Source organism: Paracoccus sp. BR5-17, assembly GCF_055693925.1.
Map to the genome: position 1 here is coordinate 2,683,142 of NZ_JBVFUV010000003.1, position 21,569 is coordinate 2,704,710.

The following is a 21,569-nucleotide window of genomic DNA, read 5'->3' on the forward strand; positions in this document are numbered from 1 at the left end:
GGCCTATTCCCCCGCCGGTCGGAACAGCACGGCGGGCGCGCCGTCGGCCTGGCCCACGAAGCCCGTCACGGCCATGTCGATGACGACATCGGCGGGCGCGATCCCCTCGACCCGGCTCATCATCCGCACGCCTTCCTCCAGTTCGACCATGCAGACGTTGTAATCGCCGCCCCGGTCGGGCTTCTGGCGCACCACCATGGTGGTGTGGACCTTTCCCCTGCCGCTGGCGCGATGCCACGAGATCGCCGTGCCGTGGCAATGCGGGCAGAGGATCCGGGGAAAGAAATGGAATTTCCCGCAGTCGTCGCATCGCGGCAGCAGGATCTGCCCCTCGGCAAGTGCGTTGCGGAATGTCGCGTCCGGCGCTGCGGCGTCCGTCATCTGTGCCCCCCTGTCCGAACTCGGCCCCCGGAACCGAGCATGTTGATCTTGTTTCTAACGGATGTTAGATTTTGTCAAGCCCACAGGATCAACCGGTGAGAAAACCATGCCAACCTCCTCGTCAGGCCCGCTTTCGGGAACGCTTGTCATCGCGCTGGAACAGGCGGTCGCGGCGCCGTTCTGCACCTCGCGGCTGGCCGATGCCGGCGCCCGGGTCATCAAGATCGAACGCAAGGGCGAGGGCGATTTCGCGCGCGCCTATGACACCGCCGCGCAGGGGGAAAGCGCCTATTTCACCTGGCTGAACCGCGGCAAGGAATCGATCGCCCTGGACATCAAGGATCCCGAGGACCGCGACATCCTGCTGGCCATGCTGGAGACCGCGGACGTGTTCATCCAGAACCTGCTGCCCGGCGCCCTGACCCGGCTGGGGCTTGATTCGGCCGCGCTGCGGCAAAGGTTCCCGCATCTCGTGACCTGCGACATCACCGGCTATGGCGAGGACGGGCCGATGCGCAACGCCAAGGCCTATGACCTGCTGGTGCAGTGCGAAAGCGGCCTTGCCTCGGTCACCGGCACGCCCGATGCGCCGGGCCGGGTCGGGGTGTCGGTCTGCGACATCGCCACCGGCATGACCGCCCATGCCGCCATCTGCGAGGCCTTGGTCGGGCGCGACCGCACCGGCACCGGCAGCGGCGTGTCGGTGGCGATGTTCGACGTGATGGCCGACTGGATGGCGGTGCCGCTGCTGTATCACGACTATGCGGGCCGGCCGACGCCGCGGGTCGGGCTGAACCACGCGGTCATCTGCCCCTATGGGGCGTTCCGCTGCCGCGATGGCGAGCTGATCGTCATCACCGTCCAGCACGCCGGCGAATGGCAGCGGTTCTGCGACCGGATCCTGGGCGACCCGGCCCTGGCCACGGACCCGCGCTTTCACGACAACAGCGCGCGCATCCGCAACAAGCCGGCGCTGGAAGCCCTGATCAACGCGGTGTTTGCATCCCACGATCGCGCCGAGATGCAGCAGCGGCTGGACGAGGCCGGCATCGCGTCGGGCGCGGTGAACGACGTGGCCGCCCTGTCGGCGCATCCGCAGCTTGACCGCGCCGCCATCGCCACCCCCTCGGGCGAGATCAGCATCCCCGCCCCGCCGATCCGGCGCAGCGGCGAGACCGCGGCGCTGCGCCCCAGCCCGGCGCTGGACGCCGACGGCGCGGCCATCCGGGCGGAATTCAGCCCGCGCCGCTGACGGGGACTTTGCAGGTTTTCATTTTCGCCGGGGTTTTGGATGCTTGCTTTGCAAATATTCTCCTTTTCGCTTCCCCGGCTGGCGGGACATCATTAGGTTCGGGCGAAAAGATCGGGGAAGGCTGCGATGAAGGACATTCTTCAGGAACTGGAAGAACGCCGGGCCCAGGCCCGTCTGGGCGGCGGTCAGCGCCGGATCGACGCCCAGCACGCCCGCGGCAAGCTGACCGCGCGCGAACGCATCGACCTGCTGCTGGACGAGGGCAGCTTCGAGGAGTTCGACATGTTCGTGGCGCACCGGTCCACCGATTTCGGCATGGAGGCCGACCGCCCCTATGGCGACGGCGTGGTGACCGGCTGGGGCACCATCAACGGCCGGCTGGTCTATGTCTTTTCCCAGGACTTCACCGTGTTCGGCGGATCGCTGTCGGAAACCCATGCCCAGAAGATCTGCAAGATCATGGACATGGCGATGCAGAACGGCGCCCCGGTGATCGGGCTGAACGATTCCGGCGGCGCCCGCATCCAGGAAGGCGTGGCTAGCCTTGCGGGCTATGCCGACGTGTTCCAGCGCAACATCATGGCCTCGGGCGTGGTGCCGCAGATCAGCGTCATCATGGGGCCCTGCGCGGGCGGCGCGGTCTATTCGCCGGCGATGACCGACTTCATCTTCATGGTCAAGGACAGCTCCTACATGTTCGTGACCGGCCCCGACGTGGTCAAGACCGTCACCAACGAGGTGGTGACCGCCGAACAGCTTGGCGGCGCCTCCACGCATACGCGCAAGTCCTCGGTCGCGGACGGCGCCTTCGAGGATGATGTCGAGGCGCTGTCGGAAATCCGCCGGCTGTTCGACTTCCTGCCGCTGAACAACCGCGACAAGGCCCCGGTGCGGCCCTTCTTCGACGACCCGGCCCGCATCGACGAAAGCCTGGACACGCTGATCCCCGACAACCCGAACCAGCCCTACGACATGAAGGAGCTGATCGTGAAGGTCGCCGACGAAGGCGACTTCTACGAGATCCAGAAGGATTTCGCCGCCAACATCATCACCGGCTTCATCCGCATCGAGGGCCGCACCGTGGGCGTGGTGGCCAACCAGCCGATGGTGCTGGCGGGCTGCCTCGACATCGACAGCTCGCGCAAGGCGGCGCGCTTCGTGCGCTTCTGCGACGCCTTCGAGATCCCGATCCTGACCTTCGTGGACGTGCCGGGCTTCCTGCCGGGCACCGGGCAGGAATACGGCGGCGTCATCAAGCACGGCGCCAAGCTGCTGTTCGCCTATGGCGAGGCGACGGTGCCGAAGGTCACGGTCATCACCCGCAAGGCCTATGGCGGGGCCTATGACGTGATGGCGTCCAAGCACCTGCGGGGCGATTTCAACTATGCCTGGCCCACGGCGGAAATCGCCGTGATGGGCGCCAAGGGCGCGGTCGAGATCCTCTATCGCAGCGAACTGGGCGACCCCGACAAGATCGCGGCGCGGACCCGCGAATACGAGGACCGCTTCGCCAACCCCTTCGTCGCCGCCGAAAAGGGCTTCATCGACGAGGTGATCCAGCCCCGTTCGACCCGCAAGCGCGTCGCCCGGGCCTTCGCCAGCCTGCGCAGCAAGCGGCTGTCGAATCCGTGGAAAAAGCACGACAACATTCCCCTGTAAGGCGCGGATTTCCATGCTGTTGCACAAACGCGTGAATGATGCAGGCCAGCCACAGGGGCGGGGGCATCTGCGCTTGCCGCAGCGGCCCCGCTGTCTGCGCGCGGGGGCGCGGCTATGATCGCCGCCGGGGCGATGCGCGAAGACATCCCCCTGAACCCGAGCAGACGGGCGCAGCCGCGCCCGCTTTACAGGAGCGTGACGTCATGTCGAAGAAGATCATCCTCAGCCTGGTGCTGGTCTCGGCCTTTGCTGCGTGCCAGCGGCAGGCAGCCCAGCCCGAAGTCTATGTGCCCGCCCCCAACCCCGTCACGACCGAGCCGGTCTATCAGGGCAAGTACGGCGCCAACTGAGCCGAGCCGATCGACCTTGCGTGGGCGGTCCGGCTGCCCGCGCCTTCCCGGCCCTCTCGGCCGCCCCTGCCCGGGCGCGCCGTCATGCTGAAGCACCGCGGCTTTCCCGGCCGCCTTCCGGGCACCGACTTCCAGTTCGTCATCCGCCGCGAGAACCGCAAGAAGGGTCCGACGCCGATCACCCGGCGCGAACGCTTCCGCGACCGCAAGCCCGCCGACCGCCGCGCCGACGCGGCCTTCCTGGCCGCGCTGATCGAGCATTTCGGCGACGAGCCCTTCGTCCGCGGCAACCTTGACGCCGGCCGCCTGGGCTGGCTGATCGGGCGCGAGGTGAAGCCGGTCGGCGCCTTCGATCCGGCCGATTACGACCAGCTTCTGCAGGTTGACATGGCCGCCGCCGAAGCCTCTTTCCCGGAACTGTTCGCGCCCGACAGCCCGCCCGATTTCGGCTGGGACGAGGACGGCTGGGACAGCGACGCGGACGACGATGCGGACGGCGACGGGGACGACCGCGATAGCGGCAGGGCGGGTCGCTGAACATGCGCAATTTGCTGCCCAGCCCCTTGACGTCACGGCCCTGTCAGTTTGACTTGCTCCCGGGCCATGCGATAGTCGTTCACCATCATCCACCGGCCGCCCCTGCGGCCCAGCATACAGGCAATACCCCATGCAGACTTCGCTGTTCACCCGCGTCGCAGCCGGCGCTTTCGTTCTTCTCGGCCTGGCCGCCTGCCAGCAGGGCTACGGCACCGCGACCGGACTTTCCCCCGATGCGCAGCGGGCTGCGGGCGGCGCGGTCGCCGGCGCCGTCATCGCCGAGGCCCTGGACGAGGATCTGGCCACCGGCGCGGCCATCGGTGCCGTCGGCGGCGCGCTGTGCGACGACGCGGGCGTCTGCCAGCGCCGCTACTGATCGCCTCGGCGTTACCGAACCGGACAGGCTGGGGCGGCGTTCCGTCTCAGCCATTCAATCGACAGGAAGACAGACATGTCCAGACTCCTTGCCATTGCCGCGCTTGTCGGCACCACGGCCATCGCCGGCTGCACCCAGGGCATCAACCCCACCGACACCGACCGGGCGCTTATCGGCGCGGGCGTGGGTGCGACCATCGCCAGCGTCGGCGACGAGAACGTGCTCAAGGGCGCGGCTCTGGGCGGCGCGGCGGGCGTGCTGTGCGACGACGTGCGGCTGTGCCAGTGACCATCTGACTGCGGCGCGCCCGGCGCGCCGCGACACCTTCGACGCCGCCCGGGGCCCCGCGCCCCTGGGCGGCTTTTTCATGTCTGGCCGGGGGGGCCCATGTTCAAGAAAATCCTGATCGCCAACCGGGGCGAGATCGCCTGCCGCGTCATCAAGACCGCCCGCAAGATGGGCATCGCCACGGTCGCGGTCTATTCCGACGCCGACCGCAACGCGCTGCATGTCAAGATGGCCGACGAGGCCGTTCATATCGGCCCGCCCCCCGCGAACCAGTCCTACATCGTCATCGACAGGATCATGGATGCCATCCGGCAGACCGGGGCCGAGGCTGTCCATCCCGGCTATGGCTTCCTGTCCGAGAACATGAAGTTCGCCGAAGCCCTGGAACGCGAGGGCGTCACCTTCGTCGGCCCGCCGTCCCCGGCGATCGAGGCGATGGGCGACAAGATCACCTCGAAGAAGATCGCCCAGGAGGCCGGGGTCTCGACCGTGCCCGGCTACATGGGCCTGATCGCCGATGCCGACGAGGCGGTGCGCATCAGCGACCAGATCGGCTATCCGGTGATGATCAAGGCTAGCGCCGGCGGCGGCGGCAAGGGCATGCGCATCGCCTGGAACCCGCAAGAGGCGCGCGAAGGCTTCGAATCCTCGAAGAACGAGGCCGCCAGCAGCTTCGGCGACGACCGCATCTTCATCGAGAAATTCGTCACCCAGCCCCGCCACATCGAGATTCAGGTGCTGGCCGACCAGCACGGCAACGCCGTCTATCTGCACGAACGCGAATGTTCGATCCAGCGCCGCAACCAGAAGGTCATCGAGGAGGCACCCTCGTCCTTCCTGGACCCCGACACCCGCCGCGCGATGGGCGAACAGGCGGTCGCGCTGGCTAGGGCGGTGGGCTATACCAGCGCCGGCACGGTGGAATTCATCGTCGATGGCCAGAAGAACTTCTACTTCCTCGAGATGAACACCCGCCTTCAGGTGGAACATCCGGTCACCGAGCTGATCACCGGCATCGACCTGGTGGAACAGATGATCCGCGTCGCGGCGGGCGAGCCCCTGCCATTCGCGCAATCGGACCTGACCATCAACGGCTGGGCGATGGAAAGCCGCCTTTACGCCGAGGATCCCTATCGCAACTTCCTGCCCTCGATCGGGCGGCTGACGCGTTACCGCCCCCCGCCGAGGGTGCGGACGCATCCCATGTCGTGCGCAACGATACCGGCGTCTATGAGGGCGGCGAGATCAGCATGTTCTATGACCCGATGATCGCCAAGCTCTGCACCTGGGCGCCCACGCGCCAGGGCGCCATCGAGGCGATGCGCGTGGCCCTGGACGAATTCGAGGTGGAAGGCATCGGTCACAACCTGCCCTTCCTGTCGGCGGTGATGGACCATCCCCGGTTCGTCTCGGGCGACATCACCACCGCCTTCATCGCCGAAGAATACCCCGAGGGCTTCCAGGGGGCGGTCCTGCCCGATGACGAGCTGGCCCGCGTGGCCGCCGCCGCCGCCGCCATGCACCGCGTGGCCGAGATCCGCCGCACCCGGATCAGCGGGCGGCTGGACAACCACGAACGCCGCGTGGGCGAGAACTGGATGGTGTTCATCGACCGCCAGGAGATCCCGGTCAGGATCCGGGCCGACCGCGACGGCGCCACGGTGACGGTGGAGGGCCGCGATCTGCGCGTCGAAAGCGACTGGAAGCCCGGCCGGACGCTGGCGCGCCTGACGGTCGAGGGCCGGCCGCTGGTGCTGAAGGTGGACAAGATCCCCGCGGGCTTCCGCCTGCGCACCCGGGGCGCCGACCTGAAGGTGCGCGTCCGGCGCCCCCGCGCCGCGGAACTGGCGCGGCTGATGCCCGAGAAGCTGCCGCCCGACACCTCGAAGTTCCTGCTGTGCCCGATGCCCGGCCTGGTGGTCAGGATCAACGTGGCCCCCGGAGACGAGGTGCAGGAGGGTCAGGCCCTGGCCACCGTCGAGGCCATGAAGATGGAAAACATCCTGCGCGCCGAACGCCGCGGCGTGGTCAAGTCGGTGAATGCCGAGGCTGGCCAGAGCCTCAAGGTCGATGACGTGATCCTGGAATTCGAATGACCCCTGCCGCCGCCCTGTCGGATGCCCGCGTCGTGGCCGCCCTGATCGGCGGCGCGGTGGTGGCGGGTGGCTGGGTGGTGACGCATCTTCTCAGCGCGCGGCGGGACCGGGCGGCGCGCGCCGAACGGGTCCGCGATGTGCAGGGCGCGCTTTATGCGGAAATCCGGGTCCATGTCGCGACGCTGAAAAGCCAGAACCTGCCCCGCTACGGGGCCGAAATCGAGGCGCTGATCCTGAAGGGCGGCGGATTCTTCCCGGTGATCCCCACCGAACACAACGACCGGCTGTTCACCGCCATCGTCGATGACATCCACGTGCTGCCCTTCCGGGTGGTGGATCCGGTGGTGCGCTATTACAGCCAGCTGTCCACCATCGGCGCGATGATCGCCGATCTGCGGGCGCTGCGGATCGGCCGGATGGACGCGGCCCGCGCCGCGCGGATGTATCGCCACTATATCGAGATGAAGATCGAGGCGATCGAGCTGGGCGAGAAGGCGATGACCTTCCTGCTGGCCCACCTGACCGGCGGGAACGAGGCCGTCGCCCGCCTGGTCGATTCGCAACAAGAAGCCCGCCTTGCGCAAACCAAAGCGGGCGTTACGGAATGGATCAGGACCGAGAAGGCGCGCCTCAGCGCAGGGAATAGCCCGGCATCGGGCCGGTCCGGCCAGTGATGGGGGGCGGGTTGTAGGATGTCGTGCTCATGTCGAACCTCCTTGTCCGTTGCAGGGAATATAGACGGGAAGGCCGTGGATTTCAATGCTCATGGCGAAAGCCCCGCCCGGCCGATCTCTTGCCGGCGCAGGGGCAGCTTGTCGATGGCGCGGCTGATCTCGCGCACGTCCCAGGGCAGCGGGCGGCGCTGCTTCACCTGGCCGTCCTTGTCGATGATGACCATCGAGAAGCCGCGCGGATGCAGCTGCTGCCGCCAGACGCTGTTGGCCCCGGGGTCGCTGTCGGCGATCACCACCACGTCGCGTTCGATCAGCGCCTCGGCCCCCGCCTCCAGCGCGCGGATCTGTTCGCGGAACGCGGGATCGTTCGGCGTGTCGGCAAAGACCGCGATGGGCCGGGCGGTCCACAGGAAATCCTCCGGCTCGGCCTCGGTCGGGGACAGGATGCGCCAGGGCGGCCGCGGGGCTTCGGCCGGGGCGTCGGGCGCCGCCGCCTCGGCCGCCACCTCGTCCGCCGGGGCGGTCAGGGGGGCGGCGGGGCGGGCATCGACCACCGGGGGCGGCGCCTCTCGCGCCGGGCCCATGGCGGCGACAAGCATCGCGACACTCAGCAATTTCAACTTCATCGGCACCCCTTCCTGCCCAGGATATAGGGCAGCGCGCGCCGTGCGAAAGGATCAACCATGACGAAACCCACGCTGGACGACTGGAAGACGCTGGCGGCGAAGGAACTGGGCGGCAGGGATCCCGACAGCCTGACCTGGAACACCCTGGAAGGCATTCCCGTGAAGCCGCTTTACACCGAGGCGGATCTGGAGGGGCTGGACCACCTGGGCAGCCTGCCGGGCATCGCCCCCTTCACCCGCGGCCCGCGGGCGACGATGTATGCGGGCCGGCCCTGGACGATCCGCCAATATGCGGGCTTTTCCACGGCCGAGGAATCGAACGCCTTCTATCGCAAGGCGCTTGCGGCAGGCCAGCAGGGCGTGTCGGTGGCCTTCGACTTGGCCACCCACCGGGGCTATGACAGCGACCATCCGCGGGTGGTGGGCGACGTGGGCAAGGCCGGCGTCGCCATCGATTCCGTCGAGGACATGAAGATCCTGTTCGACGGCATCCCGCTGGACCGCGTGTCGGTCAGCATGACCATGAACGGCGCGGTTATCCCGATCCTGGCCAACTTCATCGTCACCGGCGAGGAACAGGGTCATTCCCGCGCCGTGCTGTCGGGGACCATCCAGAACGACATCCTCAAGGAGTTCATGGTCCGCAACACCTATATCTATCCGCCCGAACCCTCGATGCGGATCATCGCGGACATCATCGAATACACCTCGAACGAGATGCCCAGGTTCAACTCGATCTCGATTTCCGGCTATCACATGCAGGAAGCGGGCGCGAACCTGGTGCAGGAACTGGCCTACACGCTGGCCGACGGGCGCGAATACGTGCGCGCGGCGCTGAACGCGGGCATGGACGTGGACAAGTTCGCGGGCCGGCTGTCCTTCTTCTTCGCCATCGGCATGAACTTCTTCATGGAGATCGCCAAGCTGCGCGCGGCGCGGCTGCTGTGGCACCGGATCATGTCGGACTTCAACCCGAAGAAGGCCGGCAGCCTGATGCTGCGGACGCATTGCCAGACCTCGGGCGTGTCGCTGCAGGAACAGGATCCCTACAACAACGTGGTGCGCACCGCCTACGAGGCGATGTCGGCGGCGCTTGGCGGCACGCAGTCGCTGCACACCAATGCCCTGGACGAGGCGATCGCCCTGCCGACCGAGTTCAGCGCCCGGATCGCGCGCAACACCCAACTGATCCTGCAGGAGGAAACCGGCATCACCCATGTCGTCGATCCGCTGGCGGGGTCCTACTACATCGAAAGCCTGACCGCCGAACTGGCCGAGAAGGCCTGGGCGCTGATCGAGGAGGTCGAGGAGATGGGCGGCATGACCAAGGCGGTGGCCTCGGGGATGCCCAAGCTGCGGATCGAGGAGACGGCCGCCCGCCGCCAGGCCCAGATCGACCGTGGCGAGGAGGTGATCGTCGGCGTCAACAAGTACCGCAAGGACAAGGAAGACCCGATCGACATCCTGGACATCGACAACATGAAGGTGCGCGACGCCCAGATCGCGCGCCTGAACCGCATCCGCCAGACCCGCGACGAGGCCGCGTGCCAGGCCGCCCTGGACGAGATCACGCGCCGCGCCCGCGAGGGCGGCAACCTGCTGGAGGCCGCGGTCGAGGCCGCCCGCGCCCGTGCGACCGTGGGGGAAATCAGCATGGCCATGGAACGGGAATGGGGCCGCCACCGCGCCGAGGTGAAGACCCTGGCCGGCGTCTATGGCGCCGCCTACGAGGGCGACGAGGGATTTGCCCAGATCCAGCGCGACGTCGAGGCCTTCGCCGCCGAGGAAGGCCGCAGGCCGCGGATGCTGGTCGTCAAGATGGGCCAGGACGGCCACGACCGCGGCGCCAAGGTCATCGCCACGGCCTTCGCCGACATCGGCTTCGACGTGGATGTGGGGCCGCTGTTCCAGACCCCCGAGGAAGCGGCCCAGGACGCGGTGGACAACGACGTGCACGTGGTGGGCATCAGTTCGCAGGCGGCCGGCCACAAGACCCTGGCGCCCAAGCTGATCGAGGCGCTGAAGGCGCAGGGGGCCGGGGATATCCTGGTGATCTGCGGCGGCGTCATCCCGCAGCAGGACTATGACTATCTCAAGCAGGCGGGGGTCAAGGCGATCTTCGGCCCGGGCACCAACATCCCCGCCGCCGCCGCCGACATCCTGCGCCTGATCCGCGAAAGCCGCGCCGCCTGAGGCCGCGCGCGGCCGCGGGGGCTGCCCGCCCCCTGCGGCCCGCGCCCCTGCGGCCCCCGGGGACCGCCGGGCCGGGGCGAAGGACATTGCCTTGGGCCCCGGCCTGTGAAACCTTCCGCCGAAAAGGGGGCCCGAGGATGGACGCGCCGGCGATCAAGCAGATCATCTGCATCAAGTGGGGCACGAGGTTCGGGCCGGAATACGTCAACCGCCTGCACGGGATGATCCGCCGCAACATCACCCCGCCCTTCCGGCTGTTCTGCTTCACCGACGACGGCGCCGGCCTGCACCCCGAGATCGCCGTCAGGCCGCTTCCCCCGTTCGACTACCAGGCGCCGGTGAACACCCGCGGCAAGTGGCCCAAGTCGCGGCTGTGGGGGGATCTGGGCGACGTGACGGGCGTGGTGCTGTTTCTGGATCTGGACGTCGTCATCACCGGCAATCTGGATCCCTTCTTCACCTATGGCGAACCCGACGACACGATCCTGGGCCGCAACCCCAACACCCCGCTCGAACGGCTGGGGCAGACCTCGGTCTATCGGATGCGGGTGGGCAGGCTGGCGCCGCTGCAGGACATCTTCCGCGCCGATCCGCAAGGCGTGGCCGACCGCTACAAGTACGAGCAGCGCTTCGTCACGCGCAACGCGCCGGGGGGCGTCAGGTTCTGGCCGCGCGGCTGGCTGGCGCATTTCCGGATGCATTCCGTGCCGCCCTTCCCGCTGAACTACATCCGCGAGCCGCGGCTGCCGCGGAACAGCCGGATCGTGATCTTCGCCGGCGACCTGAACCCCCCCGATGCGATCGCGGGCCGCTGGCGGGACGACCAGGAACACCGCCCGCCGCTGGATCACCTGCGCGCGGCCTTCGGCGGCGGGCGCCGCGAAAGCCTGTCGCGCCACCTGCGCCACTATCTGCTGCCCGCGACCTGGGTGAAGGATCTGTGGCGCGAATAGCCATGAGCCGGACCCCTGCCCCCTTGCGCCTTCCCGACGACATGGCCGCGGCCATCGGCCATGCGGTGTCGGGCTTCGGCTTTCTGGAGGAAGCGCTCAAGCGGGCGATCTTTTCGCTGACGCTCAAGGAACTGGGCGCGGGGACGGGCGACAAGGCCCTGCAACGCTGGCTGCGCCGGATGGACGACATCGCCGACGACACGCTGGGCACGCTGATCGACAGCTTCGTGGCCGCCATGAGGGAAGCGGGCATCGCCGGCCATTCCCGGCTGGCCCGCGACCTGGGGGCCATCCGCCTGAACCGCAACCTGCTGTGCCACGCCTCCTGGCGGCCCGGCAGGAAGCCGGGCCACTGGCACCCGACCTTCATCAACACCAAGGGCGAACGCTATCCCGACGAGATGGACGTGGCGGCGGTCATGGCCATTCACGCCGAAACCCTGGAGGCTGCGCGCCAGGTGGTGGCGATCATGCAGGCGACCGGCATCGACGGCGAATGGGCGGGCGACGGAGGAGAGGACGAATGCGGCTGACGGCGGATTATCCCCCGGTCTGGCTGGGGGGCTTCGTGCTGGCCGGTTGGGCCGCGGGACGCGCGGCCCCGCACGGGCCGGACTGGCTGGCCCGCGCGGGCCTGGGCCTGGCCTTGGCCGGGCTGGCACTGATGGCCTGGGCGGGCTTGACGATGGTGCGGGCGCGGACCACGCTGGACCCACACGGCCAGCCCGGCCGGCTGGTCACCGACGGCCCCTTCCGGCTGTCGCGCAACCCGATCTATCTGGCCGATGCGGCGGTGCTGGCGGGGGCCTGCCTGGCCTTCCACGCGCCGCTGGCCGCCCCGCCCCTGGTGGCGGGCTTCGTCGCGGTGATCGGCGCCCGCTTCATCGGCCCCGAGGAGGCGCGGCTTGCCCGCGCCTTTCCCCGGGACTTTGCGGCCTATCGGCAGCGCACCCGCCGCTGGATCTGAACGCGCCCTTTCGCGCGTTGCATGACAGCGCGGCCCGCGCTAACAGCGGACGACCTTAGGACAAGAGGATTTCATGTCGTCCCCCTCCGCCCCGATCCCCTCAGACTGGGCATCGCCGGGCTTGGCACCGTCGGGATCGGTGTCGTCAAGATCGTCCAGAAGCACGCCGATCTGCTGTCGCGGCGCAGCGGGCGCGCGGTGGCGATCACCGCCGTCTGCGCGCGCGACCGGATGAAGAACCGCGACGCCGACCTGTCCGCCTATCGTTGGGAAGACGACGCCATGGCGGTGGCCACCGCCGACGATGTGGATCTGTTCGTGGAACTGGTGGGCGGCGACGGCGGCATCGCCCGGGACAGCATCGAGGCGGCGCTGCGGTCGGGCAAGGACGTGGTGACGGCCAACAAGGCGCTGCTGGCCGTCCACGGGCAGGCGCTTGCCGAACTGGCCGAGGGGCTGGGCCGCACCCTGCGCTTCGAGGCGGCGGTGGCGGGCGGGATCCCGGTCATCAAGGCGATGACCGAATCCCTGGCCGGCAACGAGATCCGCCGGGTCATGGGGGTGATGAACGGCACCTGCAACTATATCCTGACGCGGATGGAAAGCGCGGGCCTGCCCTACGAGGCCGTCTTCGAGGAGGCACGCCAGCTGGGCTATCTCGAGGCCGACCCGACGCTGGACGTGGGCGGCATCGACGCCGGCCACAAGCTGGCGATCCTGTCGGCGATCGCCTTCGGCACGCAGGTCAACTTCGACGCCGTCGAGATCGAGGGGATCGAGCGTGTCAGCATCGCCGACATCCGCCGCGCCGCCGACATGGGCTACAAGATCAAGCTCCTGGGGGTGGCGCAGATGACGCCGCGCGGCCTGGAACAGCGCATGTCGCCCTGCTTGGTGCCCGCCGACAGCCCGCTGGGCCAGCTGGTGGGCGGCACGAACATGGTGGTCGTGGAAGGCGACAGCGTGGGCCAGATCGTCCTGCGCGGCGCCGGCGCCGGCGAGGGGCCGACGGCAAGCGCGGTGCTGTCCGACATCGTCGAGATCGCCCGCGGCGTGCGCCTGCCGGTCTTCGGCCAGCCCGCCGCGGCGCTGAAGGCGGCCCAGCCCGCGCGGACGGCGGTTCCGGCGGCCTATTACATCAGGCTGGAACTGCAGGACAAGCCGGGCGCTCTGGCCAAGGTGGCGACGGTGCTGGGCGATGCGGGGATCTCGATCGACCGGATGCGCCAGTACGGCCAGCACAGCCCCGACAGCGTCCCCGTCCTGGTCGTGACGCACAAGACCACGCCCGAGGCCATCGACTTCGCCATCGAGGCGCTGCCGCGCACCGGGGTGCTGGCGGGCGAGCCGGTCGAACTGCGCATCGAGGAAGTCTGACGAGAAGTCCCACGACGAAGGGGGCGCTCGCGCCCCTCTTGGCCTGCGGCCAATTCACCCCCGAGGATATTTTCGCACAGAAGATGGGGCTCAGCTGCCCGCGATGATCCGGACGTAGTTGCGGGTCTCGCGATAGGGGGATGCCCTTGTATTTCTGCACCGCGCCCGGACCGGCGTTGTAGGCCGCCAGCGCAAGCCGCCAGTTGCCGAACTGGTTGTACATCATCCGCAGGTAGCGCGCCCCGCCGTTCAGGTTCTGCACCGGATCGTTCGGGTTCACGCCCAGCTTGGCCGCCGTTCCCGGCATCAGCTGCGCCAGACCCGTGGCGCCCTTGTGCGACCGGGCCTGGGGATTCCAGCCCGATTCCTGCTGGACCAGGCGCAGGAACAGATCCTCGGGGATGCCATAGCGGCGCGCGGCCTCGCGGGCGTGGGGGATGTAGTCGCTGCGCTTGCCCCGATAGGCGGGGATGTTCGCGGAAAGCTGGATGTCCACGGAATTGCCGCCGCGGCGGGCGTTGGGCTGAAGGCGCGCCGATTGCTGGTACTGCCCTGCCAGGCGCGAATCCATCAGCCGGGTCTGGCGGGCGAACTGTTCGGCGCGCGATTTCGACGAACTGCCCGACAGGCGCAGCCCCTCGGCCGCGGCAGGCAGGGCAAGGCCTGCGATCAGCGTCGCGCACAGACCCGCCTTGATGGTAGGGATGATGTTCATGTCCCTGTCCCTCGTTGTTGTGGGTTTTGACGGGACTATACAGAAAACCCGACGCCTCGCCAGCACCCCTTTTCCGCCAGGATGCGGCATGGCGGCAAAGCGCGCACCGGTGCGACGGTTTTGCTTTTGCATCGGTCCTGACCCTGCGCTAGACCATGCGGTCAAGGACACATTGCAGGAATTCGTCATGGCAGGCAGCGTCAACAAGGTCATCCTGATCGGCAATCTGGGCCGCGATCCCGAAATCCGCACCTTCCAGAACGGCGGCAAGGTCGCCAACCTGCGCATCGCCACATCCGAGCAGTGGAAGGACCGCAACACCGGCGAGCGCAAGGAGCGGACCGAATGGCACAGCGTCGCCATCATGTCCGAGGGCTTGGTCAACGTGGTCGAGCGGTTCCTGAAGAAGGGCAGCAAGGTCTACATCGAGGGCCAGCTGGAGACCCGCAAATGGCAGGACCAGTCCGGCCAGGAACGCTACACGACCGAGGTGGTGCTGCGCGGCTTCAACGGCACGCTGCAGATGCTGGACGGGCGTGACGGCGGTGGCGGCGCGGGCGGTGGCGGCGGCGCAGGCGGCGGCGGCTTCGGCGGCTATGACGATTACGACCGGGGCGGCTCGACCCCGGGCGGTGGCAGCGGCAGCGCGGGCCAGGGCGGCGGCGGCCGCAGCGAATACGACGACGAGATCCCCTTCTGATCCGAACCGGGGCTGATCCGAACGGGGCCGCTCCGTGGCAGGGGCGCGCCTAGCGCGCGTCCCGCAGCACCGCCGCCAGGGTGTCGGCCCGCACCTCGTCGCTGACGAAGGCCTCGCCGATGCCGCGCGCCAGCACGAAGCGCAGCCGGCCGTCGATCACCTTCTTGTCCTGCCCCATCAGCGCGATCAGCGCGGCGTCGTCGGGCAGATCGCCCGGAATGTCGCGCAGCGCCGCGGGCATCCCCATCCGCCGCAGATGCGCCAGCACGCGCGAGGGCGCTTCCTGGCTGCACAGGCCCATGCGGGCCGACAGGTCGAAGGCCAGCGCGCAGCCGATCGCCACCCCTTCGCCGTGCAGCAGCCGGTCCGAATAGCCGGTCGCGGATTCAAGCGCGTGGCCGAAGGTATGGCCCAGGTTCAGCAGCGCGCGTTCGCCCTGTTCGGTCTCGTCGCGGCTGACGATCCCGGCCTTCATTGCGACGGAATGGGCCACCGCGTGCTGCCGCGCCGCCATGTCGTCGCGCAGCCGGGGGGCGTTCTCCTCCAGCCAGGCGAAGAAGCCGGCATCGCCCAGAAGCCCGTATTTCGCCACCTCGCCATAGCCGGCCAGGAAGTCGCGGAGGGCCAGCGTGTCCAGCACCGCGATGTCGGCCAGCACCAGCGAGGGCTGGTGGAAGGCGCCGATCAGGTTCTTGCCCTGCACGCTGTTGATGCCGGTCTTGCCGCCCACGCTGCTGTCCACCTGCGCCAGAAGCGTGGTGGGGATCTGCACGAAGCGCACCCCGCGCCGCAGGATCGCGGCCGCGAAGCCCACCAGATCGCCGATCACGCCGCCGCCGAAGGCCGCCACGACATCGCGCCGTTCGACCCGCTGCTCGAGCAGCCATTCCACGGTGCGGGCCAGATGGGTCCAGTCCTTGGTGGCCTCGCCCGCGGGCAGGACCAGGGCCTCGGAGGCGATGCCCGCGGAGGACAGGGCCTGTCGCAGGCGCGGCAGGTGCAAAGGCGCCACGGTGTCGTCCGTGACGATGGCCAGGCGCGGGCGCGACAGCAAGGGCGCGATCTCGGTCCCGGCGCGGTCGATCAGGGCGGGGCCGATGCGCACGTCGTAGGCGCGGTCGCCCAGGGGAACCCGGACGGTGACGGGGTCGGGATGGCGGGTCATGGCGTCTCGATCACAAGCTGGGGGTCGGCCGCGCGGATCGCGGCCAGCAGTCGGGTTGTGGCCTGGGCAATGCTGTCGCCGCCGCGGGCCTGGAAGGTCAGTTCCGCCGTGGCATAGGTCGGGCCCCGCTCGGCCATGAGGCGGGCCAGCGTGCCGCGGGGGTCGGCCGTCTTCAGCAGCGGCCGGGTGGCGCGCTGCCTGACCCGGTGCCACAGCGTGTCCAGGTCGCAGTCCAGCCAGACCGACAGGGCCGCCTGCCGGATGGCCTCGCGGTTGCGGTCCTGCATCCAGGCGCCGCCGCCGGTCGAGATGACGCGCGGCGAATCCTTCAGGATCCGCGCGATCACCTGCGCCTCGCGGTCGCGGAAGAAGGCTTCCCCGTCGCGGGCGAAGATCTCGGCGATGGACATGGCCGCGGCGGTTTCGATTTCAAGGTCCGAATCGGTGAAGGGGACGTGCAGGCGGCGGGCCAGCTCCGACCCGAGCGCGGTCTTGCCCGCCCCCATCATTCCGATCAGCACGATATGGCGCCGCAGGCGCTGCCGCATGTCCGTTCCCCGCCGTGGTGGCCGACTGAATGGCGTGATCTTTCGGAAAATGCCATATATATTCCGGGCAGGCCGGCGAAAGACCGGGCGTAGGACACGACAACGAAGAAACGAGGCGAATTCGATGCGGCTGCTGAAGGTTCTGGTGGTGCTGCTTGTGGCGGCCCTGATCGGCTTGGCGGGCTATGCCTATTTCGGCGACATGGCGCCGGTCCGGTCCGAGGTGCGCAGCCCCGTCACCGGCGCCCCTGCCCCTGCCCCTGCCCCTGCCCCCGCCCCTGCCCCCGCCGGCGCAGAACCGGCCCAGCCGGCCGGCACCCCGGCCGACGCCGCGGCGCCGGCCGCAACCCAGGCCGAAGCCGAGTGACGGCCCGGCGCCTCCTCCTGCTGGCGGCCGTGCTGGCCTGGGGCCAGGCCGCCCAGGGCCAGCAGCCGTTGTCGGCCAGCGACTGGCTGTCGGGCAGCGTGCGGGGGCCGGACCGCGAAAGCTCGGCCTGGCGGCCCGGCGATCCCCCGCCTCCGGGCGTGCCGGGGGCCGGACCCCGGCCCGTGGCCTCGAGCGGCGCGGTGGGTCCGGTCCAGGTGACGCGGCTGGGCGACGGCAATCCCGACGCGGCGGGGCTGACGACGCCGCGCAAGGCGGGCCTGCCCGCCAGCCTGTGGCAGGGCAGCGATCCCGCGGCGCTGGCCGACCTGATCCTGCGCACGCCCGCGCGGCTGCCGGCGATGAACGCCCTGCTGGACCGCGTCCTGACCACGCAGTTCCGCCCGCCCGCCGGGGGCAGCGCGCCGCAGGGCCGCCTGTTCCTGGCGCGCGCCGACCGGCTTCTGGACGGCGGCGCGGTGGACCGCGCCCAGGCGCTGCTGATCGCCGCGGGTCCCGGCAACCCCGAGATCTTCCGCCGCCTGTTCGACATCGCCCTGCTCGAGGGGGACGAGGGCGGGGCCTGCGACATCATGAACACCACCCCGGGCATCGCCCCCAGCTTCGCCGCGCGCATCTTCTGCCTGGCGCAGACCGGCGACTGGGCCGCCGCGGCGATCAGCCTGCACGGGGCGGAAAGCCTGGGCCTGCTGGACCAGCGCCAGGCGGTGCTGCTGACGCATTTCCTGGACGACGCCTATGTGGACAGCGACCAGATGCTGCCCCCGGCCGACCGCGTGACGCCGCTGGATTTCCGCATCCACGAGGCGATCGGCCAGCCGTTGCCCACGTCCTCGCTGCCCATCGCCTTCGCCCATTCCGACCTGCGCCCCAACAACGGCTGGAAGGCCCGGCTGGAGGCCGCCGAACGGCTGGCGCGCGCGGGCGCCATTCCTGCGGCCACGCTGCGCGCGCTCTACAGCGAACAGAAGCCGGCGGCCTCGGGCGGGGTCTGGGAACGGGCGGGGGCGATGCGCACGCTTGAGGCGGCGCTGGCGGGGGGCGATCCCGCGCCTGCCCTGCCCGCCGCCTTCGACCAGTTCCGCGCCGCCGGGATGGCCGACGTGCTGGCGGCGATGGTCGCGGCCGACCTGCCGCAGGCGGGCGCGGACCGCGCGGCCGAGATCGCGACCTGGCTTCGGCAATGGCAGGGGCTGCCCACGCCCACCCCGCTGGTCCTCGACCCGGCGCTGAAGGCCGAACCCGTCCCGCCCCCCGCGACCCGCCAGGGCGAGGCGCTGCTGACGGCCCTTGCCGACATCGACGCGGGTCTTGACGGCGATCTGGCGCGCGCGGGGCGCGGGCTGGCCATGCTGCGCGCGCTTGGCCTGACGGCCGAGGCCGATCTTGCGGCGGCGCAACTGTCGCTGCTGCCGGTGATGCGGCCCGCGCCATGATGGCCGACCACCGCGCCATCTCGGCCTTCCTGGACGCCAAGGCCGCCGAATCCGGGTCGGCGCGCAACACCGTTCTGGCCTATGGGCGCGACCTGCGCGACCTGTCGGACTGGCTGTCGGCGCGCGGGCTGTCGCTGGCCGGGCTGACGCGCGAACTTGTCGAGGACTATCTGTCCCATTGCGACGCGCAGGGGCTGTCGCGGGCGACGCGCGCGCGGCGGCTGTCCTCGATCCGGCAGTTCACGCGCTTCGCGCTCGAGGAGGGGTGGCGCGACACCGACCCGGCGATCCGCCTCAGCGGGCCGGGGCGGTCCAGGCGCCTGCCCAAGACCCTGGACCGCGCCGAGATCGAGGCGCTTCTGGCCGCCGCCCCCCGCATCGGCCGGACCGAGGCCGAGCGGGCGCGCAACCTGTGCCTGGTGGAACTGCTGTATGCGACCGGGATGCGCGTCAGCGAACTGGTGGCGCTTCCCGCCGCCGCCTGCCGCGGCGACCCGCGGGTGCTGCTGATCCGGGGCAAGGGCGACAAGGAACGCATGGTGCCCCTGACGCCCCCCGCGCGCCGCGCCCTGTCGGCCTGGCTGGCCATCCGCGACGGCGCGCCGCGCGATGGCGCGCTTGGCCGGCTGGTCGCGGGCAAGGGGGCCCGCTGGCTGTTCCCCGCCCCCGGTGCCGCGGGCCACATGCCCCGCCAGAGCTTCGGGCGGCTGCTGAACGACATGGCGGTGGCGGCTGGCGTGTCGCCGTCTCGCGTGACGCCGCATGTCATCCGCCACGCCTTCGCCACGCATCTGCTGGAGGGCGGCGCCGACCTGCGGTCGATCCAGATGCTTCTGGGCCATGCCGACCTCGGCACGACCGAGATCTACACGCATGTCCTGGACGACCGGATGCGCGACCTGGTGCTGACCCATCACCCGCTGGCCCGGAAGGGCTGAGGAAGGCTTGGCCCCGGCCGATCCTGCCACTAGGAGGTGCGGGAACGGAAATGCGGGGAAGCCGATGACCGACCAGACAGCCTTGCGCCGGACGCACCCCGCGCAGACGACCGGCATCCTGCTGATGCTGGCCGCGATCCTGGGCTTCACGATGATGGACGCCACCGCCAAGCACCTGACGCAAGGCTATCACCCGGCGCAGGTGGTCTGGGCGCGCTTCGTGGGAAACCTGGCGATCTTCGCGCTGATCTTCCGGGGCGGGACGCTTGCGCTGCTGCGCACCCGCCGCCCGGGGCTGCAATTCGCGCGGGCGCTGATGCAGCTGGGCTCGGTCGGGCTGTTCTTCAGCGCGCTTCAGGTGATCGGCCTGGCCGAGGCGACGGCGATCATGGACCTGAACCCGGTCCTCATCACCTTGGGCGCGGCACTGTTTCTGGGCGAACCCATCGGCCCGCGGCGGCTGGCCGGGATCGGCGTCGCGCTGATCGGCGCGCTCATCATCATCCGGCCGGGCCTGGGGGTCTTCCAGCCCGCCGCGCTTCTGCCGCTGGCGGGCGCTTTTACCTATGCGGCGGGGGCGCTGCTGACGCGGATGGCGCGCTCGGATTCGGTCGCCACCTCGGTCATGTGGTCGGCGGTGGTGGGGACGGTCCTGACATCGGCGGCGGTGCCGTTCTTCTGGCAGCCCGTCGCGCCCGCCGATCTCTGGGCCTTCGGGCTGCTGGGCGTCTTCGGCACGCTGAGCCAGTACCTGCTGGTGCGCGCCTTCGCCACCGCCGAGGCGGGCGTGCTGGCGCCCTTCGGCTATACCGGGCTGATCTGGGCCGGGCTGTGGGGCTGGCTGCTGTTCGGCCAGCTTCCCGACCGGTTTACCGTGGCGGGCGCGGCGCTTATCGTGGCCGCGGGGCTTTACGTCTGGTCCCGAGAAGCCCGCGCCACGCGAAAGACCCGATGAGCCAGCCCGAGACCCCGCCCCTGTCCGACCGCATCGCCAACGCCGCCTTCCTGTCGGTGATCGGGCTTGCCCGGCTTCTGCCCTATGAACGGCGCATCCCCGCCGTGGGCTGGCTGTTCGCGCATGTGCTGGGGCCGCTGGCCGGCTGGCGCCGCCGCATCCGCGAGAACCTGGCCCTGGCCCGCCCCGACCTGACCCCCGCCGAGGTCAGGGCGCTGACCCGTGCCGTGCCCGACAATGCCGGCCGCTCGGTGGCCGAGATCTATTCGGGCGAGGAGTTCACCGCCCGCATCCGCGACGCCGATCCGCTGGAAGGCCCGGGCCTGCCCGACCTGGAGGCCGCCTTCGATGCCCATCGCCCGGTCATCGTCGCCTGCGCCCATTTCGGCAATTACGACGCCATGCGCACCGCGCTTGCCGCGCGGGGCTGGCCGGTGGGCGCGCTGTACCGCCCGATGAACAACGAGGCGTTCAACCGCCATTACATCCCCGCCATCACCGCCATCGCCGAGCCGCTGTTCCCGCGCGGCCGGTCGGGGCTGACCTCGATGCTGCGCTTCCTGCGCGGCGGCGGCTGGCTGGCGCTGGGCTTCGACCAGTATGACCGGCGCGCGCCCGAACTGCGCTTCTTCGGCCTGCCCAGCCGCACGGTGCTGACGCCGGCGGAACTGGCCCTGCGATACGACGCGCTTCTGGTCCCGGTCCACGGCATCCGCTGCCCCGACGGGCTGCGCTTTCGCGTCCAGGTGGGCCAGCCGGTCCGGCACAGCGATCCCGCCACCATGATGCAGGCGCTGAACGACGACCTCGAGATGCTGGTGCGCCGCCACATGGACCAGTGGTTCTGGGTGCATCGCCGCTGGAAACAGCCCCGCCCGGCGCGCCGGCGCACAGGGCCTGCGCGCGGGTGATCCTTGCCTGAGGGCGCTCCAAGACCCTATCTGGGCTGCAACGCGCGGGGCGACGCAATCCGGCGCGGGCTGGCGCAGCACGGGGTG

General features: G+C 69.8%; 22 protein-coding genes and 2 pseudogenes. 19 read left to right on the top strand and 5 right to left on the bottom strand.

Going from position 1 to position 21,569, the window contains the following annotated elements; all coding sequences use genetic code 11:
- Positions 1 to 3: 3 nt before the first annotated feature.
- Positions 4 to 381 (bottom strand): Zn-ribbon domain-containing OB-fold protein, encoded by a 378-nt coding sequence (locus ACZ1HC_RS14860; RefSeq protein ID WP_472700644.1) that lies wholly within the window; start codon positions 379 to 381, stop codon positions 4 to 6.
- Between the two features lie 106 nt (positions 382 to 487).
- Here ACZ1HC_RS14860 and ACZ1HC_RS14865 point away from each other — a divergent pair, with 106 nt between their 5' ends.
- The 8 genes and pseudogenes from ACZ1HC_RS14865 (at position 488) to ACZ1HC_RS14900 (ending at position 7,613) form a co-directional block, all read left to right on the top strand.
- The gene (locus ACZ1HC_RS14865) at positions 488 to 1,633 is read left to right on the top strand and encodes a CaiB/BaiF CoA transferase family protein (RefSeq protein ID WP_472700645.1); all 1,146 of its coding nucleotides are present in this window, start codon (positions 488 to 490) and stop codon (positions 1,631 to 1,633) included.
- A gap of 126 nt (positions 1,634 to 1,759) precedes the next feature.
- Positions 1,760 to 3,292, top strand: coding sequence for an acyl-CoA carboxylase subunit beta (locus tag ACZ1HC_RS14870; RefSeq protein WP_472700646.1), 1,533 nt, complete (start codon positions 1,760 to 1,762; stop codon positions 3,290 to 3,292).
- A gap of 203 nt (positions 3,293 to 3,495) precedes the next feature.
- Complete coding sequence (locus ACZ1HC_RS14875; protein ID WP_472700647.1) at positions 3,496 to 3,642, top strand: hypothetical protein; 147 nt, start codon at positions 3,496 to 3,498, stop codon at positions 3,640 to 3,642.
- Between the two features lie 84 nt (positions 3,643 to 3,726).
- On the top strand, positions 3,727 to 4,179 hold the full coding sequence (locus ACZ1HC_RS14880; RefSeq protein ID WP_472700648.1) for a hypothetical protein: 453 nt from the start codon (positions 3,727 to 3,729) through the stop codon (positions 4,177 to 4,179).
- Between the two features lie 130 nt (positions 4,180 to 4,309).
- Positions 4,310 to 4,555: a hypothetical protein gene (locus ACZ1HC_RS14885; protein ID WP_472700649.1), complete on the top strand. Its 246-nt coding sequence runs from the start codon at positions 4,310 to 4,312 to the stop codon at positions 4,553 to 4,555.
- 75 nt (positions 4,556 to 4,630) lie between these two features.
- On the top strand, positions 4,631 to 4,843 hold the full coding sequence (locus ACZ1HC_RS14890; RefSeq protein WP_472700650.1) for a hypothetical protein: 213 nt from the start codon (positions 4,631 to 4,633) through the stop codon (positions 4,841 to 4,843).
- Between the two features lie 99 nt (positions 4,844 to 4,942).
- Positions 4,943 to 6,939 (top strand): annotated as a pseudogene (locus ACZ1HC_RS14895) (acetyl-CoA carboxylase biotin carboxylase subunit).
- Positions 6,936 to 7,613, top strand: coding sequence for a hypothetical protein (locus tag ACZ1HC_RS14900; protein ID WP_472700651.1), 678 nt, complete (start codon positions 6,936 to 6,938; stop codon positions 7,611 to 7,613). Before ACZ1HC_RS14895 ends, ACZ1HC_RS14900 begins: the two are co-directional and overlap by 4 nt.
- Positions 7,614 to 7,702: 89 nt before the next feature.
- On the opposite strand, the gene ACZ1HC_RS14905 is transcribed toward ACZ1HC_RS14900, so the two are convergent.
- On the bottom strand, positions 7,703 to 8,239 hold the full coding sequence (locus tag ACZ1HC_RS14905) for a DUF4174 domain-containing protein (protein ID WP_472700652.1): 537 nt from the start codon (positions 8,237 to 8,239) through the stop codon (positions 7,703 to 7,705).
- 57 nt (positions 8,240 to 8,296) lie between these two features.
- Between ACZ1HC_RS14905 and scpA the strand changes: the two genes are divergently transcribed.
- From scpA to ACZ1HC_RS14930, 5 genes are all read left to right on the top strand, one after another.
- Positions 8,297 to 10,432 (top strand): methylmalonyl-CoA mutase, encoded by a 2,136-nt coding sequence (gene scpA / locus ACZ1HC_RS14910; RefSeq protein ID WP_472700653.1) that lies wholly within the window; start codon positions 8,297 to 8,299, stop codon positions 10,430 to 10,432.
- Positions 10,433 to 10,569: 137 nt separating this feature from the next.
- Positions 10,570 to 11,385, top strand: a complete 816-nt coding sequence (locus tag ACZ1HC_RS14915) for a glycosyl transferase (RefSeq protein ID WP_472700654.1) — start codon at positions 10,570 to 10,572, stop codon at positions 11,383 to 11,385.
- Between the two features lie 2 nt (positions 11,386 to 11,387).
- Positions 11,388 to 11,918 (top strand): hypothetical protein, encoded by a 531-nt coding sequence (locus ACZ1HC_RS14920; RefSeq protein WP_472700655.1) that lies wholly within the window; start codon positions 11,388 to 11,390, stop codon positions 11,916 to 11,918.
- Positions 11,909 to 12,352 carry a methyltransferase family protein gene (locus ACZ1HC_RS14925; protein WP_472700656.1) on the top strand — a complete coding sequence of 148 codons (444 nt, stop codon included), beginning with the start codon at positions 11,909 to 11,911 and terminating at the stop codon, positions 12,350 to 12,352. Before ACZ1HC_RS14920 ends, ACZ1HC_RS14925 begins: the two co-directional genes overlap by 10 nt.
- 21 nt (positions 12,353 to 12,373) lie before the next feature.
- Entirely contained in the window at positions 12,374 to 13,729 is a 1,356-nt protein-coding gene (locus ACZ1HC_RS14930; protein ID WP_472700657.1) for a homoserine dehydrogenase, read from the top strand.
- 90 nt (positions 13,730 to 13,819) lie between these two features.
- Here ACZ1HC_RS14930 and ACZ1HC_RS14935 read toward each other — a convergent pair.
- Positions 13,820 to 14,444, bottom strand: a pseudogene (locus ACZ1HC_RS14935) (lytic transglycosylase domain-containing protein).
- 187 nt (positions 14,445 to 14,631) lie between these two features.
- Here ACZ1HC_RS14935 and ssb point away from each other — a divergent pair.
- Positions 14,632 to 15,144, top strand: a complete 513-nt coding sequence (gene ssb / locus ACZ1HC_RS14940) for a single-stranded DNA-binding protein (protein ID WP_472700658.1) — start codon at positions 14,632 to 14,634, stop codon at positions 15,142 to 15,144.
- A 49-nt stretch (positions 15,145 to 15,193) separates the two neighbouring features.
- Here the strand turns inward: ssb and aroB are convergent, their stop codons facing one another.
- The gene (aroB, locus tag ACZ1HC_RS14945; protein ID WP_472700659.1) at positions 15,194 to 16,309 is read right to left on the bottom strand and encodes a 3-dehydroquinate synthase; all 1,116 of its coding nucleotides are present in this window, start codon (positions 16,307 to 16,309) and stop codon (positions 15,194 to 15,196) included.
- On the bottom strand, positions 16,306 to 16,857 hold the full coding sequence (locus ACZ1HC_RS14950) for a shikimate kinase (RefSeq protein WP_472700660.1): 552 nt from the start codon (positions 16,855 to 16,857) through the stop codon (positions 16,306 to 16,308). Before ACZ1HC_RS14950 ends, aroB begins: the two co-directional genes overlap by 4 nt.
- 124 nt (positions 16,858 to 16,981) lie before the next feature.
- On the opposite strand from ACZ1HC_RS14950, the gene ACZ1HC_RS14955 reads away from it, so the two are divergent.
- The 5 genes from ACZ1HC_RS14955 to ACZ1HC_RS14975 all read left to right on the top strand — a co-directional run bounded on the left by ACZ1HC_RS14955 (position 16,982) and on the right by ACZ1HC_RS14975 (position 21,482).
- Complete coding sequence (locus ACZ1HC_RS14955; RefSeq protein WP_472700661.1) at positions 16,982 to 17,224, top strand: hypothetical protein; 243 nt, start codon at positions 16,982 to 16,984, stop codon at positions 17,222 to 17,224.
- Positions 17,221 to 18,678 (top strand): hypothetical protein, encoded by a 1,458-nt coding sequence (locus ACZ1HC_RS14960; RefSeq protein ID WP_472700662.1) that lies wholly within the window; start codon positions 17,221 to 17,223, stop codon positions 18,676 to 18,678. The genes ACZ1HC_RS14955 and ACZ1HC_RS14960 overlap by 4 nt, the downstream gene beginning before the upstream one ends.
- Positions 18,675 to 19,616, top strand: coding sequence for a tyrosine recombinase (locus ACZ1HC_RS14965; protein WP_472700663.1), 942 nt, complete (start codon positions 18,675 to 18,677; stop codon positions 19,614 to 19,616). Before ACZ1HC_RS14960 ends, ACZ1HC_RS14965 begins: the two co-directional genes overlap by 4 nt.
- A 64-nt stretch (positions 19,617 to 19,680) precedes the next feature.
- Entirely contained in the window at positions 19,681 to 20,571 is an 891-nt protein-coding gene (locus ACZ1HC_RS14970; RefSeq protein ID WP_472700664.1) for a DMT family transporter, read from the top strand.
- A complete protein-coding gene (locus ACZ1HC_RS14975; RefSeq protein ID WP_472700665.1) occupies positions 20,568 to 21,482 on the top strand; it encodes a lysophospholipid acyltransferase family protein in 915 nt (304 codons plus the stop codon). The genes ACZ1HC_RS14970 and ACZ1HC_RS14975 overlap by 4 nt, the downstream gene beginning before the upstream one ends.
- The last annotated feature ends 87 nt before the right edge of the window (positions 21,483 to 21,569 follow it).